Origin of the sequence: Nostoc commune NIES-4072, assembly GCF_003113895.1 — a bacterium.
Lineage (GTDB): Bacteria > Cyanobacteriota > Cyanobacteriia > Cyanobacteriales > Nostocaceae > Nostoc > Nostoc commune.
Genome location: NZ_BDUD01000002.1, coordinates 587,185 through 603,679, shown reverse-complemented (window position 1 = coordinate 603,679; position 16,495 = coordinate 587,185). Strand labels below are relative to the sequence as shown.

Here is a 16,495-nt window from a genome sequence, read left to right as displayed (position 1 = left end):
TCCGTTAGCATCTCGAAAGTCTAGGGTGTCGATATTTTGCAGTCCATTTGCTCCCTTAGTCAGGGCTTGCTGAAAAAGAAAGAAAAGGTGGCAGTCTCTAGATTATTAGAGCCTAAAAATATATTCAGGTGCAAGAGTTGAGGAAAAAAAGAAGCAAGCTAAAGAGGACGAAGGAATTCGTAATTCTATTGAGGGTAAGTTTGGACAAGCTAAAAGAAGATTTGGCTTGGATAGAGTGATGGCGAAACTAAATCATACTTCTGTTACTGCAATTGCTATTACTTTTTTAGTCCTGAATCTTTCTACTCAAATGTCACAGCTTTTGTGTACTTTTTTGTGTCCATTTTTCAATATTAGACCTAGTATACGGTCTAATATTATTGATACTTATAATTTGATAGCAAGCAGATAGGACACAGTTATGATTAACCCTTATTGAGTAACTAATCAATCCTTCTCCTGCCGGTTTCTGACTTTTTCAGCAAGCCCTAATTAAAATTGGGTGCTAAAGGTAACAAGCAATGCTGGACTGGTGGGAAAAAAAATTGCAACCATATCTTTAGGCGATCGCCGATTGAATGAACGTGCAATGTCAATCGGTTATGCTCTAAGTTTGGGATTTGGCAAAGCACTGTTGGAAGTTTTCAGTAGTGGAAGCGTACTCAAGAGGGCTTATGAGTTTTTGCTAATCCAAAAGTGCAATTTCCCAGCGTGATAGAACCGCACTGTCAAATGACGGCGGAGACTGTTGCAGAACAAGACGCTGCTAGCTAACGTTGTGTCTGGTTTATCCACTGGGCTGGAGGAATTGTTTTTTCCACCTGACAAAGAGATTGACCATCGCTCAAATCTGGATGCGTTTGTAAATAATCTCGTATCCACATACAACCAGAGTGCAATATCTGGTTATTATCCAAGACGCGATCGAGTTGCCAGAGAATCACCACATCATCTAACCCGGCAGATGCCAAAATTGCTCCTTGGTTGTGGGTAGCAGGGTAAAAGGCAACATTCAATGCGCGTTGTTCATGTCCTTCCAAAGTAGCGTGGAGGATGCCATCTAGCGACCACAGTTTCACTGTATTATCCCAACCAGCGGAAGCTAGGACGGTACCCCAATTGTCGGGGAGTCCAGAATGGGGGGGAATGAAGGTGATGCCGTTTACCCGATCTGTGTGGGCGGGAATGGTGCGAATTAATTTACCGTCTAACGACCACAGTTTAATTGTCTTGTCCTCGCTGGCTGTGGCAACGAACTTTCCATCAGGGCTAAAGGCAACATCCCAAATAGTCTCGTTATGACTTTTCAGGGTGAATTGCGGCTGAGATGGAAACTTCCCGTTTGCATTCCTGTGCCAGAGGCGAAGCAACGTATCTCGACCCCCGATCGCTAACCACTGGTTATCAGGGCTAAATGCTCCAGCATTGAGGCGATCGCGGTTTTTAGGTAGGGACTCACTCAGGGTTTGGATGAAAGTGCCATCCCGCTTCCAGAGTTTGGCTGTGCCGTCCCAACTGATGGAAGCTATCTCTAGCCCATCGGGACTAAACACCACATCCCGCACTGTTGCGTTATGGGCTGAAATCGTTTTTAAGGGTTTTCCCTGCATCGTCCATAAGGTCAAAGAACCATCATCGCTACCTGCGGCGATGTCCTTTCCATCTGGGCTGATATCCACCGACCAAACCTGTCCTGGTGGCGGGGTTAAGGTGTTGAGCAGTTGTCCGGCTCGATTCCACAGCTTAATGGTACCGTCAGCACTAGAGGAAACGATTGTTTGCCCATCAGGGCTAATGGGCGTGTGCCAAACAGAGGCACGATGACCCCGCAATACCGTGAGAATCTCGCTTTGCAGCTGCCACAGCCGCACCAAGTCATCTTCGCCACCGGAAATCAAACGACGACCATCGGCACTGAAAGCTACTTCCCATGTACCGTTAATGTGGGCATACAGGGTTTGATTGACAGTTCGATCGCTGTTCCAAAACTTAATTGTATTATCCCAACCAGCTGAAGCGAGGGTTTGACCATCGGGGCTAAAGGCGAGAGTCACCACACTGCTGTCATGTTCTGTGGCAGTTTGCAATAGAATGCCAGTGACAGTCCACCAGATAACATTACCAATCCAGTCTCCAGCTACCAGAGTTTGTCCGTCAGGGCTGAAGGTGACGCTCATCAGACGGTTTTTACCTTTTTTGGATGCGATGGGATTATTCAGTGTCCGAATTTTCTTACCCTCCAGATTCCAGAGGATGAGAGTATTATCATCACTGACCGAGGCTAGGATGTTAGCACCAACAGGACTAAACGCCACCTTTGAAACTGCATCGCTGTGTCCCTTGAAAGTGCGAATCAAGCTGCCGTCGATACGCCAAAGTTTTACTGTCCTGTCGTTACTAGCCGAGGCAATCCATTGTCCGTTAGCACTGACGGCGAGCGATCGCACCGAATCTGGATGTCCCTTGAGTGTTTTAACCAGTGTCCCGTCCAGCTTCCACAGTCGCACCGTGCCATCTTGCCCAGCCGAAATTAGTTTATCGCCTTTGGGATTAAAGGTGACATCAAAGACTTCTCCTTTGTGTCCGCTGAGTACTTTTAGCAATGTGCCATCACTTTTCCACAGAGTAATCTTACCCTGTTGGTGAGCAGCAGCGATTGTCTGCCCGTTGGTACTGATGGCAACACCCCGCACTTTACCTTGATAACCGTTCAGGCGGTTGCGTTCAATCACTTGAAAGGTGGCACGGCGCAATTCTCGATCTACCTTGGAAACTAACTCAGTAGGCACATCCGCTAATTTGCTCAATCGGGTCTGGGCTTTGATGGCACTGACTAAAGCATCTAATCGATTTCCAGAGGCAAACTGAGCTTCAGAAACGTTAGCGATCGCTTCAATTTCTCGGAGAGTGGCTTGATATCTTTGAGCAAAGGCATACATTCCCAAGAAACTGGCGACGAGGAAAGCAATACTAACAGTCCCTAGTAGCCACTTTTGCAAGCGACTGGCACGTTTTTCTTGTTGCAGTCGCTTTTCAACTTCTTGCAATCGCCGGAATTCTTCTTGTCGTTTCAAATCATTTAAGTCAATGCTGGTGCCAAACCACTTCACCACCTGTCCGCTTCCATCTTTAATGGGAATCGCTCGATTGAGAAACCAGCGATAGTTTCCTGCAACATCTTGTATTCTCAGTTGCACTTCATAGGGTGAGTTGGTTTCTAGGGAATGTGTCCAGGCGGTAAGGCTAATGAGGCGATCATCGGGATGAACCAGATCCAGACTTTTCCAGTCCGTCACCTCCGAAAGCGATCGCCCCAAAAAAGTACTTAAGTGCTGGTTGGTATAAGATAGTCTACCATCTGGCTCTACAATCCATACCATCTGGGGCATAGCTTCTGCTAGTTGCCGAAAGAACCGTTCGCTTTCCTGCTGCGCCTCAAATTGCCGCCGGATTTCTTGCTGTTCTGCATCCTGACTAGCGGCAAGAAATTGGTAATCTAAGTCGCTGAGGCTTTTGTTTTGCGCCCACTTTTGGGCATCAATTAGAGCTTGTCCCCGTAAAAGTCGGGATGTATCCTGTTTTTGAGAAGCAATCCAAGCTGATAGTGTTTCCGAGTAGGGACGTAATTGATTTAATTGTTCCTCTACCCATTCCGAATTGAAAATTTCTTGATATATGCAATTGCGGATTTGCAGATATCCTTGATGTTTAATTACCAAACCAGAAAGCAGCAGTTCTACCTGTTCTCTACTGTCGTCGGCTGCTATAGGCATAGCTTGTAAAAGTTGCTGATAGATGCCCAGTAATCTACTAACGCGCTGATTATTATAAAGTAGGCGATTGCGAATTGTGCGTAAATGCTCTGGTTCGTCCTGAGACTCCCAATTGTTAATGATTTGCGATCGCACTAAAAACTCTATCCACTCTGCTTCCTTACCTGGTGCAATTTCCAAAGGCGGGCTAGTTTTGCCGTTGCTACTTTCTAGATTCATCCCTTGGCTGTGATGCTGTTGCTTGGCTCTCACCACCAACTGACATAATTTTTGCGTTAAAAATGGCTGTCCATTAGTCCAAACCATAATTTCTTTAAATATCGCTTGGGGATTGCTTACAACTGGCTCTAATCCTACTACCAGAGGTTGAGCTTCTGCTAATGTAAATCCTTCTAAATTAATGGCAACACCGATATTAAAAGGTGTTTTGAGTTTATCTTGAATTAAATCAGAGGGAGTCGCAACACCAAATAAAGCAAAACCCAGTCGTTCGTATTCAGGATTATGGACTCTTTGTTGATAACAAGCCCGAATCCAAGCATAAAAATCATCTATGCCAAAGCTTAATTGTAGCAAACTATCAATTTCATCAATGAAAATCAAAATCCGATTATTACTTAGATTGACTAACAAAATCTCTTCGATAAAATTCCCCAAACGTTGTATGAGTGATAACTCAGTTTGTTCTTGCCACCAAGCTGCAAAATCGATTTTCTTAGCTAACCCAAAACTATGCAGCAAACGGACAATTATCCCTTTATAAAATTGTGTCTGGGTGAGTTCTTGGCTGCGTATTTGTGTAATATCAATGTAAGCACAACTAAAGCTGTCATTTTGTAATTGTTGCTTGATATGCACCAGCAGTGAAGACTTACCTATTTGGCGACAGTTGAACACATAGCAAAATTCCCCTGCTTTCAGGGCTGTATAAAGTTCAATGTCTGCTTGCCTAGTAACATAGTTAGCAGCATTAGCATTCAGACAACCACCAACTTTATAAATACTTTTGTTCATAATAGCAAATCATGATTTGCTGAACCTTGTTTAATTACAACACTAGATATTTTTTCAAAAAATCTCGATATAATTTACAACTAATTACCCATTTTTGCTGCTGCAATTGAATTAATCCTATATTTTCTAATTTGTAAGCAGTTAATATATTTAAATCTATATTTTCATCTTTTGTTAAAAGGTTTTTTATACTATCTAATAATTGGCTATTTTTTTGTACTTTATTTAATAAATTTTGTAAATGTTGCCGATAAATTCCTAATTCTGTGGTTGCTGTTTGCAAAATCTCTTCTAAGGTTAATTTATGATAGCGCAGATGATAAAGAGTAAGATTCAGTAATGCTGGATGTCCCCCGATTAATTCCATTAATTGCTGCACTTGCTTGTTTTGTTGCCAATCAATTCCATAGCGGTTTGCTAACTCAATTACTTGCTCAAAACTAAATTCCGATATTTTCAATGGTAGCCCAATGTTAAAGGGAGATTGATTCATATCAACAGAAATATAAACATCTGTGGAATAAACAATCACCAAACGCAGCTTTGCCCATATTTCATCATGTTGCGCTTCTTCTTGCCAGGAACGTAACAACGGTAGAAATTCATTGGCTAGTTCGGGATATTCAAAAATATGCTGAACTTCGTCTAATACTAATAATAAAGGTTTTTCTAAAGGTGCAAGCAAACATTCTTTTAAATAAAGAGTGCAGCTAAGTTTACTACCTATTTCTTCGTCCCAATGTTTATCGACATTAAATTCTATGCCTAGTTGACGAGCTATACTTGCAGCTAACCATTGCATGAATAATTGAGGCTTTTGTAAAACATCAATATCAACTTGAGCGATATTGAGTTTTGCTGTTTCATAGTCTAACGTTTTGGTATGAGCTAAAATCCGTAACATCAAAGATGTTTTACCCATACCTCGACAACCTTGAATGCGAATGACGCATCCCGGTTGCGTGATTTCTTGATATGCTAGCTCTTCTAATGGAGGACGAGGAATATAAAATTTAGAATCTAAAGATAAAGGAGTGCAGGGATATTTTATATATTCACTAATCTTTGTTTGAATGTTGTAATCGTTTTGTTTTTGGAGTGTAATTTCACTCTTAAATTTTTCTTCACCGAGAAATACGGAAACAATTTGAGATGGTGCAGTATTTGGTGTGATTGTTTGTTGTTGCACAGAATTAGCTGAATTTTCCGATAAATCTCCAACTATCACCTGTCCTTGTTGTTGGAAATATTCCTGATGAAAATCAATGTCATTTGCATCATAGAGGGTGTAGTCATCCTCATGCAACACTAAATCAAAAGCACTAAAGAAGATTCGCATGGTACGCGGATCTATCCTCGAATTCAAAGACCATAAACGGCTTAAACTAGAGGTAGAAATTCCAATGCGATCGCTTAATTCTACTTGTGTAAAACGTTTACCTCCTCTTTTTTGTCTCTCTTCTTCCAAAATTGCAGTTTGCAATCTCTTTATCCCAACAGCAGTTAGAACTACTCCTCTTTTTCGCAGTGATTTATTTTTGTCTTCTTTCATTTATAAATAAAAATTTTAACTTGTTTTCATATTAATTTTGCTCAAAAGCGGTTTCCAGCCTTAAGTGACGTATATGATGTTTTAATCGATGTAATCTAGATATTACCAGATATATGCAACAGCTTAACTGATGTAAGTAAAGTTTTTGAACTGGGAAAAAATCTATTTATTTTTTAGCAGTGATAAAATAAAACATTATTAAAAAATAATTAAAAAAGTTTTAAACATCTATGTAAATAAATAAAAATTTTGTATATAAAAATACAAAATTTTCTAAGCAAATGAAGTATTTTATTGCCCAATCCTGAGATTACCAAAGCTACAGCCTATATAAGAGTGTTTTTAGGTAATTTGCCTGCAAGTAAGTTAACTGATTTATCTGCACTTGAGGTAAATAAGAAAACATGGGAAATTTGAAGCTGTCTAAAATATTGGCGTTGCTCAATCAGAACTATGAAATTTTAAAATTACTTTTTTTCCTTCGTAACTTTGTGCCTCAAAAAGCGGGAACGCCTAAAGGCGAATGCTTGAGACAATCGCAACCTACAGTTATGTCAAACTTTAACTATCACCCTGACATCTGTGTTCTTGTCCTATCATTTACTTCTCTGATACCAATGAAGGGGCGCTTTAGGTTAAAGCAATCCAATTTGTAATGATTCCTAAAATATTGGCACTCTTGACAAAACAACATGAAAATAAACCGTTTAATTCCGATCGTTGCGAGTTCCCTAATCATTACAATTGCCCTCAAAGCCCAGGCTCAAAATGCTGGAGATCCTGTTCGCGGACTTCAAGATTTAGTGAATGTTCGCGGACGAGATGGAGAAGCCATACTCCAAAAGCGGGGCTATAGGTTTCGCTGGGCTGAAAAATCTGATGATTCTACTTATAGCTTTTGGACTCAAACTAAAACCGATCGGTGCATTAGCGTGAAGACAGAACAAGGTCGCTACGTCTCTCTGGCTGATACCGGAACCACGGCAGATTGCGATCGCGGCGATAGGAAACGTCCTCAAAATACAGGCAATTCCTCTTCCCGACCCTTGCCAGACCTAATAGGAGCGAGGGCTGGTCAAGCAGAGGGCGAAGTGCGGCAGCGGGGATATACCTATCGCCGTAACGAAAAAGTATCAAATACTTCTGTTGCTTCGTTCTGGGTTGAAGGCAACTCAGGTCGGTGTGTAGAAATCGTTACCTCAAACGGTCGCTATCAAAACATCTTTTACGTTGATTGGCATCACTGCCATAGATAATCTAATCCCGTTCTTGTGTCTAAACCGATTGACACTGGCAAAATTCTCAATGATAGAGTTTCCAAACAAATTCATGTAGGCTCAATGCAACTAATGAAAAGCTTGCGAATATTAGCCCCTACTTTTCTGGGTTTATTAACTCTGACAGTCACTCATCCTGTTAATGCTCAAGCAGTGATTGACACTTTAGACAACGGTAATCTAAGTGTGACAGGGATGACACGAGGAAGCGGCTGCACTGTCCTTTTTAACCCTCAAGGAGAGATCCTTCAACAAGGTCGATCCTGTAATTCAACAGAAATCCGTAAAGCCGAGACAGCGATCGATAGCTACTTGCGGGAACAGCGCACATCTGACAATTACAATAGCAGTTCGTCGCGCCAAAATCTGACGTTGATCTGCTATGGTGAGGGTCGCAAACCGACTGTCACAAATAGCTATGGATATGAATGGAACGACCGCCGCCATCGCTACGAATCAAGTAATCGCATAGAGTCAACGACTACCGACTTCGACTCCGAAGTTCAGGTCGAAGTCCGCGGTACAGAGGGAAAAATCCATCTCGGTGGAAGGCTCATCCCACCGATCCATTCGGGCGGTGACAATGGATGGTGGACGCTCGACAACCTTCAGGTCTCCCCCGATAAAATTACGGGAAAATACAGGCTAAACGGGCTAAATAAACCGCGTGTCAATATCGACCGGCGCAGCGGCAGGATCGCCATAGATGGGATTGAAAAGTTTCGGGGCGATTGCAACTCAGGCGACTGGAGCAATAGCAGAACCCGATTCTAGTTTGCTGTATTGTTGGGTTTCGTCAAGACAAAAACAAAACCCATGTCTTCGCAGTTGAAAACTAGACTTGTTCGAAAACTCCAAAGCCAGACTGTTCAAAGCTTTGTGACAAAACTTTGATATCTTCGTGAAAACGGAGCCATAAGGCTTTGAGATAATTAGTGATAGTTTAGAGGCATAAAAATCTACTCCTAATTTCTGATAATTTATAATTAATGCTAATAGCTAAGTTGGGAGAATTAAGCTACCGATTCTTAATCTAACTAATCCGCAAGCTGTTAAAATAATCTGCTCATAAGTATCAAGTTTTAGTCTAAATCTTTGTGAAGCAACCCGAAATATTTTAAGTAGTCGAATTAAATGCTCAATAAATATCCGATTACTAGACAAAGCCTTATTTTCATCTTTTTGCTGTTGACTTAATTCTCGCTTTGGTTTTCTTTTATGAGGGGTAGTAATGTTTTCACCTCCTTGAAAGCCTTTATCACCAGAAAAAGGTTGAGACTTATCAAACTGTTCCTGAGATTGACGAAACAATTTTATATCGGCTGTTGGCCCAGGAACGCCTACTTCTACTTCAACAATATCTTTACCTTCTGGCATCCCAATTATTAGACTTTTTAATGTATGTTGTCTCTTCTTGCCGGAAAAATATTTCTGTTGTTTTTTTTGGTCAGAATCCCTATATATTGGCTGTTCTAGGCTATCGACTAATAGCCTAAAATTTGTTAATACTTCCTGAACAAAGAGTAAGTCGCTTTCATTATTTGAGACTTGTTCTAATAAACTAGCGGGTAAAATATCTCGTAAGATTGGTATCCAAGAATGAAAAGTATCGTTAGCCTCTGTCTTAGATACCTCAAATAACATTCCTAATACTTGAAATGTTGGCATCTGTCTTAGATAAAATAGGCATAAACATACTTGTTCTTCGGTTGATAAATTTTCGGGACGACCACCACCAGCTGCATTAATTCTAATTTTCTGGCTCTCTTGTTTAGCTTTGATGTCTTGGTGTCGTTTTAAGGCACAATTTAGCAGTGATTGTAATTGTTCGTAACTAATCCCTAAAATCTGTTTTGTTCGTAGTGGATACTTTTGGATATAATCAAAAACCATAACTAGTTGTGAAAAATGGTAAGCACTCAATTCAACGTTTTACCATTTTTCCTTTCCTAAGTTAATATTTCGGACAAGTCTTATTTCTCAATTACCAAATTTATACAACCAAGATGATTGGCTTGGTCTTAAATGTGTTGTTATGGTAGTCCGGGTCAGACATCTTTGGAATAAGACAACCCGTGAAGTTCAGTTTTATTTAACTAGTTTGGACTGTGATGCTCGTAAACTGGGGCAAGCTATTCGTCTGCATTGGGGTGTTGAAAATGGTCTATATTGGACAATGGACGTCACTTTCAATGAAGATGCTTGTCGCATCCGTACTGGGCATGCCCCACAAAACTTAGCATTGCTACGACGAATTGCTCTTAAAGCTTTGAACCTAGAGCAATCTTTTAAACGTAGTAATCGCCAAAAATCTAATCGAGCCGCTATGAATAATAATTATATGGCTGACTATTCTTGCTGCTTGCTTATTCCAACACTTCTGGATGCTTCTAAACCCGCTAGTCAATAGCATTTGAGATGCGCTTACCCTGGTACAATCTAGCCAATAAATCACAATTATTGGAGTTCTATAACTTCAGCCAACTTCCATAACCATACAGAATAATCAGGATTGGCACTATGTTTCATCGAGTTCCGGAAAAACAAATGCATTTTATTAGATGGCTGCTCGTTATTGGCTGGATTTTACTCATTTTATCGTTATTTTACGACCCGATTTCGCCATATCTCACCCAGCCTACTACTGAGTGGAGTATTTTCCGTCTCAATCCGAATCTCTTAGACCCGACGAAATGCCAAGAGGTTGTCACAGTCCAAGGAAAGTGTGTTGATGTCAAACCTTTTGCATTAGGAGCCAAAATCTTTTGGGGAATCATAGTTCCTTGTGGAGTATTGATTATCTTTGTTTTAGGACATGAAACATGGCGACGGATTTGTCCGTTATCTTTTCTATCACAAATTCCGAGAGCGTTAGGTAAGCAACGTCAACGCCAAATCACTAATCCTCGCACGGGAGCAGTGCGCTATGAACTAGCTAAAATAGCAAAAGATTCTTGGCTTGGTCGCAATCATTTATACTTCCAATTTGGGTTTCTTTGCATTGGTCTTTGCTTGAGAATTTTATTTATTAATGCCGATCGCCTGTTTTTAGGGTCTTTTATAATTCTGACAATTCTATCAGCAATATCAGTAAATTATCTATTTGCTGGTAAAACTTGGTGTCAATATTTTTGTCCTATGGGTCCCGTGCAGATGGTCTATAACGGGCCAAGAGGATTGTTAGGAAGTGAGGCTCACCAAGGTCAAAAACAGATTGTTACTCAGTCTATGTGCCGGACATCAGATAAAGATGGTAACGAAAAAAGCGCCTGTGTTAGCTGCCAATCTCCTTGTATGGACATTGATGCAGAACGGTCTTACTGGGAAATTTTTAACAAGCCAGGTCGGAGAATAGTTCAATACGGCTATGTGGGACTAGTCATCGGTTTTTATCTTTACTATTTTTTGTATTCTGGCACACTTGATTACTACTATTCGGGAATTTGGAGTCATGAAGAAAATCAGTTGGCAACTCTTTTAAATCCAGGATTTTATATTTTTGGTCAGCCGATTCCGATTCCGAAATTAGTTGCAGTTCCTCTTACTATTGGAACTTTTGTTGCAGCCAGTTACTTCTTCTTGTCGAGGGTAGAAAAAGAATACAGAGCTTATTGTCAACGGATTAATAAACCTCTCAGTAAACAACAGGCACAACACAATATTTTTGCAATTTCTACCTTTGTAGTTTTCAATTGTTATTTCTTATTTGCTGGCCGTCCCATACTCAAACAACTACCAAATCTCATAGAGCTAGGATTTAACGCTTTAGTTATTCTCGTCAGTACATTGTGGCTGTACAGGACACTCAACCGCAGTGCGGAAACCTATTCGCGTGAAAGTCTTGCAGAAAGTCTGCGTCGTCAGTTGGCTAAATTAACAGTTGATTTCTCTAAATTCTTAGAGGGTCGATCAATGGCAGACCTGAAACCAGATGAGGTGTATGTTCTTGCAAAAGTACTGCCCAGTTTTAGTAAAGAATCTAGCTTTCAGGTTTACAAAGGATTGCTGCGTGAAGAATTAGAACAAGGAAATGTAGAGCCGATAAATAGTTTAGACGAACTCAAGCAAATCCGTTTGGAATTAGGACTTAAGGATGAAGAACACTTCAATATCTTGACAGAATTGGGAGTAGAAAACCCATCTTTATTAGATCCAACTAAACGCAGAAGTCGGGAAAATCAGTTAAGAATTGAAAGCTATCGGCAAGCTTTAGAACTACAATTGTTAGATTTGATTGAGATGGGAGTTCCTTTGCGTCAAGCACTCCAGCGCCGAGACAAGCAAATTCAAAGCCTGAAACAAGAGTATGGCATTACAGCAGAAGAAGAAGCACAAATTTTATCCCAAATGATTGATGAAAATAGTGCTATTCTCCGCAAAGCAGAGATACTACTTACCCAGTTAAAGGAGCTAATTGTCCGTTACAAAGCTTTAAGTAATTTTCCAAGTCATCAAGCACCCGTGTTTGTCTTGCTGAGACTAGTCGCTATTGAAAATAAACAACTAATTATCACCAAGCAATTATTGAGTATTCTCGAAGTTTTGCAAGATGCGCCGGAAGCTGTGAAAATAGCTAGTGCCATTGGCATACTTGCAGAAAATGTATTGCCAAATATTCTGAATGAAGGCAATAATACTTGGCGGTGGCAAGAAAGAATTGCCTCCGAAGCGATCGCACTTCTGCAACCCGATGATTTAGAATTAGCAGCAACCTTTGATACTCCTTCCCAGATAGTTGATGACGAAGCACCGACGCAAATATTTGTTGCTGGACAACCAATACCAAAGGTGATACCAGCCAATCATCAACCCTTTGTGATTGATGTTCTTAAAGAACTTTTGCAAGAACTAGAGCCACTCATCCAAGCAGCTGCACTTTACGCCCTAGAGCAACTCGACCCACAGCAAGGCCGCGAACAAGCACGCCAGTTACTCAACTCCACAAAACCCGGAGATTGGCTAGTGCAGGAGACAGCAGAAAATATTTTGGGTCTGGATGAAGGACAGGCTGCTGCTTTGTTGCAAACTCTCACGGCTGAAGTGAAGGTGGAGGGAAAAATACAACAGCTTGTCTTTCAGCAATCAGCCGTGCAAGTGGGACGTAGTTTAGCAAATGATATCATCTTGCCCAATGCCAGAGTATCTCAGCACCACGCGATATTTCATCTTGACCAGCAAGAAGTGAGATTAACGGCGCTCAAAAGTGCCTATGGCTTACGTATTAATGATAAACGCATACAAAATGATACAATGCGTCTCCAGCCAGGAGATGTGATTCGGTTTAGTCCAGCAGAGGAACCAGCCATAACTGTGAGTTGGGAAAAGCAATCGCCAGTAGACTCAGCAGTAGCAAAAGAAACTTTCAGCACCCTGGATAAGCTGTTATTGATGTTTGAAACCAGTCTTTTGCGAACGGTGAAGCCGGAAGCGACGCTCGAACTGGCTCGTAAGGCGGAGATTCGAGTTTACCGTCAAAGAGAAATTATCTGTAAGGCTGGAGAACCATCTGATGAATTGCTGTTGTTGATCGATGGTGAAGTTGATGTAACGGTTCTGCAAGGAGATATTGAGGTTGTCGTCAACACAATTCGCTCAGGCGAAACTATTGGTGAAATGGGAGTTTTGACTAGGCAAGCGCGATCGGCAAATGTAGTTGCCAAGGCTGAAATAAATCGAGTTTTGGTCATAGAGGCGAAGGATTTTGAGACACTGTTACGCAATGATTCGGAAGTGTCGAGGAGTTTGTTGCTGAACATGATTGGTCGTCTGCAAAGGTTAACTGCACAAGTTAAAGAAAGTCAGAAGTGAAAAGGGGATTGGGTTAATATGCTCAAAATCAAACTGTTAAACTCAAAAATACCCACAGAGAGACAAGAGTTAGACATATCGCCAGAAGTTATGATTAATGGCGAATGTTTTATGGGTCGCTCCCGCAATTGTGGTATAGTCCTGCCCAGTGTTGAAGTTAGCCGAGTTCACAGTAGTATCCGCTATGAAGAGGGCGAATATTACTTCTCTGATCTGGCTAGCCTGACTGGCTCCCGTATTAATGATCAAGCGGCGGGTCTAAACCAAAAATATCTCCTGAAAAAGGATGACATTATTCGGATTGGCGAATTTATCCTCACTGTTGAAGCAACCGGATCGGCAACAGATAAGGCAGAGGTTGCACCAGTTCGAGAAGTCCAAAGCCAAACACCAACTCTTCCACAGGCGACATACACCATCCCTATTCCCCAAGTGAGTCAGCAACCAAGTCAGGCGACTCGTTCGCCTAGTGAGTATATGCCGATCGCACTTGTGCCGCCAGAACAAATCAGTCGGTGGACAAAAGGTGATTTAATGGTTCGTTGTGTGGCAATAATTGACGAAACTGATGATGTAAAGACGTTTCGCTTTGCTGCTGACCCACCAATATTATTTACCTACCAACCTGGTCAGTTTATGACGCTGAACCTGGAAATCAACGATAAACTAGTCAAACGCTCTTACTCAATCTCTTCAACTCCTTCACGACCCCACACTTTAGAAATTACAGTCAAGCGTGTTCCTGCACCACCAGATGTTTTGGATGTAGCGCCTGGTTTAGTTTCCAATTGGTTACACGACAATCTCAGAGTCGGTAGTGAAATCAAAGTCAGCGGCCCTTTGGGAAAATTCACTTGTTTTGCCAACCCCAGTGAAAAACTATTGTTTATTTCTGCGGGAAGTGGTGTTACACCGATGATGTCTATGTCACGATGGATGATGGATACTGCTGCTGATTGCGATATTGTCTTTTTCCATTGCGCCCGCAGTCCTCGTGATATTATTTATCGCCAGGAACTAGAGTTAATATCTAGCCGCCAACCTAAGTTTCGTTTAGCGATCGCCATTACCAGACCCGAAGCAGGTCAAGCATGGTATGGCTTTATGGGCAGACTCAACGAACAAATGCTGTATGCGATCGCTCCTGATTTTTGGCAACGCACAGTATATGTCTGCGGGCCGAGTCCTTTTATGCAAGGGGTAAAAACTATGCTAGAGCAAATCGGATTCCCCATGCAAAACTACTATGAAGAAAGTTTTGGCGGGGCGAAAAAGTCAAAACCCCAGCCATCGGTTCCGCCTCAAGTAGTCACTGAGCAAGTTACCAAAGTGACAACAGTAGTACCAAAACCAGTAATTTCCACCCCAGTTACTCCCCCAGTTAAAACAACAGGCTCTTTTACTCTAGTGTTTTCCAAGTCTGGCAAAGAAATTACCTGCACTGGAGAAGAGCCGATTCTAGAGTTAGCTGAACAAGAAGGAGTGGCGATCGACAGTAGTTGTCGCAGTGGAGTTTGTGGTAGTTGTAAAACGCGGAAGCTTCAAGGAGAGGTGAAGTATCTAGGAGAACCTGATGCTCTCGATGAAAGCGAACAGGAGGAAGGCTATATTCTCGCTTGTATTGCTCACCCTAGAGGGCGAGTGGCGATCGATGCTTAGGATCAAATAAAATAATTGCCTTGTTTTTGGGCAATTATTTTATACGCCGTTATAAATTATCTGTTCTACAAAATTAGACTCAACTAAAATATTCCAGCTTAAAGTAAGCAGCATCTAATCTTACTTTTACAAGTTGTTTCAGATGTTCGATTCTTAATAAAGATGAATTCACAAAACCAACAAAACTGGCAATCACAGCAATTATCTGAAGAAGACATACTATACATCAGTAGTGATTTTACTGAAAGTGTTGCTAGGGTGAATAAATTTGTTCTAGCAGAGTTTGAGCGTGAAGTTATCGAAAAGCAATTGTACTACCATACAAAAGATCATTTGATGGCTGTACAGCAACGCGCTCAATTAATTTTTCAAGTCATTCGTCCTTATTTGTCAGCAGATGTAGAGACAATTAAGAGGATGGAATTATTACTCGATGTTTGTGCGATCGCTCATGATTTAGTGCAAATCTTTATACCTCATCAACCGCACACATCCAGACGACGAGAAGCAGGTGTCAGTGAAAATGCAACTATAGAAATCCTATTGAATTATATACAAGTTTTAAATCAAGAAATATCAGCATTTTATCCAAAAAGTACGGCTCTTTTCACAGATACAGATTTGGAAATCATTCAAGAAGCGATCGCCGCTACAATTTGTGATTACGATACAACAGAGCAAGCCATTTATCAACCCTCTCTTTATAATCAGAGCCAACCTATTTCACCAGTAGCTTGCATCATTGCTCTAGCGGATATTGGTTCTTTGGGAATCGAAGGAATACCATCTTATAACCAGGAGGGTAGCCTACTCTTTTTAGAAGATAATCCAGATATTATTCCTATCATTAAAAATCAGAACGTGCGAACTCTGGCTACAGATAATCCAGAACTGTACGAAAATATTAGACAACGTTTACTCAGACGTGCAAAATTTCAAGTTAATTTTGCTAAATCTCGCCTAAATCGGCTCTCTTGTGAGTTGGCTTCTTTACCAGCAGATGCAATCCCCACATTAACTCAAGCAGTTTTTCAGTATCTAAATCTAGAAACCATACAAGAAATTAAGGCAACTACCCCTACAAATGAACAAACATCTTTAGAAGTTTTAATCAAGTTTTTTGAATTTGAGCGATTAATCAAAAATTGAATTGGGGACTGAGAATTGTGAAGATTATGGACTTTTATTCAGAAATTCTGAATTCTGACTCCTGTCAGCGTAGCGGGGCGTAGCCCATTCTGAATTCTTCTCTATAACTACCTTTAAGGAAATTGCCATGTTAATGTTGCTTTTCTACACTATTAATATTAATATGCTTAATAATTTGTCCTATAATTGCCATTGTCTTTGGTTTGTATTTTAGTAAGCCCATAGTTCAAAACCTGAGTGAATTATTAAAAATTTCTCAGCAT

The 16,495-nt window shown here is 41.0% G+C and carries 9 protein-coding genes and 2 pseudogenes; 8 read left to right on the top strand and 3 right to left on the bottom strand.

The genetic code is table 11. The features are described 5' to 3' along the window. Positions 1-139: 139 nt before the first annotated feature. Positions 140-412 (top strand): annotated as a pseudogene (locus CDC33_RS40945) (transposase); the annotation flags it as partial. 90 nt (positions 413-502) lie between these two features. Beyond that, positions 503-715 carry an IS4/Tn5 family transposase DNA-binding protein gene (locus tag CDC33_RS35115; RefSeq protein ID WP_244919524.1) on the top strand — a complete coding sequence of 71 codons (213 nt, stop codon included), beginning with the start codon at positions 503-505 and terminating at the stop codon, positions 713-715. A 55-nt stretch (positions 716-770) separates the two neighbouring features. Here the strand turns inward: CDC33_RS35115 and CDC33_RS35110 are convergent, their stop codons facing one another. Both CDC33_RS35110 and CDC33_RS35105 read right to left on the bottom strand, forming a co-directional pair. Beyond that, positions 771-4,787, bottom strand: coding sequence for an AAA-like domain-containing protein (locus tag CDC33_RS35110; RefSeq protein ID WP_109013165.1), 4,017 nt, complete (start codon positions 4,785-4,787; stop codon positions 771-773). A gap of 34 nt (positions 4,788-4,821) precedes the next feature. Continuing rightward, positions 4,822-6,339 (bottom strand): AAA-like domain-containing protein, encoded by a 1,518-nt coding sequence (locus CDC33_RS35105; RefSeq protein WP_109013164.1) that lies wholly within the window; start codon positions 6,337-6,339, stop codon positions 4,822-4,824. 692 nt (positions 6,340-7,031) lie between these two features. On the opposite strand from CDC33_RS35105, the gene CDC33_RS35100 reads away from it, so the two are divergent. Both CDC33_RS35100 and CDC33_RS40010 read left to right on the top strand, forming a co-directional pair. Next, positions 7,032-7,595: a hypothetical protein gene (locus tag CDC33_RS35100; protein ID WP_109013163.1), complete on the top strand. Its 564-nt coding sequence runs from the start codon at positions 7,032-7,034 to the stop codon at positions 7,593-7,595. A gap of 15 nt (positions 7,596-7,610) precedes the next feature. Further along, positions 7,611-8,390 carry a hypothetical protein gene (locus CDC33_RS40010; RefSeq protein ID WP_219930136.1) on the top strand — a complete coding sequence of 260 codons (780 nt, stop codon included), beginning with the start codon at positions 7,611-7,613 and terminating at the stop codon, positions 8,388-8,390. Between the two features lie 225 nt (positions 8,391-8,615). Here CDC33_RS40010 and CDC33_RS35090 read toward each other — a convergent pair whose 3' ends face one another. Next, the gene (locus CDC33_RS35090) at positions 8,616-9,509 is read right to left on the bottom strand and encodes a transposase family protein (RefSeq protein WP_109013162.1); all 894 of its coding nucleotides are present in this window, start codon (positions 9,507-9,509) and stop codon (positions 8,616-8,618) included. 100 nt (positions 9,510-9,609) lie between these two features. Between CDC33_RS35090 and CDC33_RS35085 the strand changes: the two are divergent. The 4 genes and pseudogenes from CDC33_RS35085 to CDC33_RS35070 all read left to right on the top strand — a co-directional run. Then, positions 9,610-10,026, top strand: a pseudogene (locus CDC33_RS35085) (ISAs1 family transposase); the annotation flags it as partial. Positions 10,027-10,163: 137 nt separating this feature from the next. After that, a complete protein-coding gene (locus CDC33_RS35080; RefSeq protein WP_219930135.1) occupies positions 10,164-13,424 on the top strand; it encodes a cyclic nucleotide-binding domain-containing protein in 3,261 nt (1,086 codons plus the stop codon). An 18-nt stretch (positions 13,425-13,442) separates the two neighbouring features. Further along, a complete protein-coding gene (locus CDC33_RS35075) occupies positions 13,443-15,083 on the top strand; it encodes a 2Fe-2S iron-sulfur cluster-binding protein (RefSeq protein WP_109013160.1) in 1,641 nt (546 codons plus the stop codon). Positions 15,084-15,245: 162 nt separating this feature from the next. Continuing rightward, positions 15,246-16,232 carry a hypothetical protein gene (locus tag CDC33_RS35070; RefSeq protein ID WP_109013159.1) on the top strand — a complete coding sequence of 329 codons (987 nt, stop codon included), beginning with the start codon at positions 15,246-15,248 and terminating at the stop codon, positions 16,230-16,232. Positions 16,233-16,495 lie beyond the last annotated feature (263 nt).

Coding starts and splice junctions, on each gene's coding strand:
- CDC33_RS35090 (WP_109013162.1), bottom strand. CDS start 9,509: ATGGTTTTTGATTATATCCAAAAGTATCCACTACGAACAAAACAGATT.
- CDC33_RS35110 (WP_109013165.1), bottom strand. CDS start 4,787: ATGAACAAAAGTATTTATAAAGTTGGTGGTTGTCTGAATGCTAATGCT.
- CDC33_RS35070 (WP_109013159.1), top strand. CDS start 15,246: ATGAATTCACAAAACCAACAAAACTGGCAATCACAGCAATTATCTGAA.
- CDC33_RS35075 (WP_109013160.1), top strand. CDS start 13,443: ATGCTCAAAATCAAACTGTTAAACTCAAAAATACCCACAGAGAGACAA.
- CDC33_RS35080 (WP_219930135.1), top strand. CDS start 10,164: ATGCATTTTATTAGATGGCTGCTCGTTATTGGCTGGATTTTACTCATT.
- CDC33_RS35105 (WP_109013164.1), bottom strand. CDS start 6,339: ATGAAAGAAGACAAAAATAAATCACTGCGAAAAAGAGGAGTAGTTCTA.
- CDC33_RS35100 (WP_109013163.1), top strand. CDS start 7,032: ATGAAAATAAACCGTTTAATTCCGATCGTTGCGAGTTCCCTAATCATT.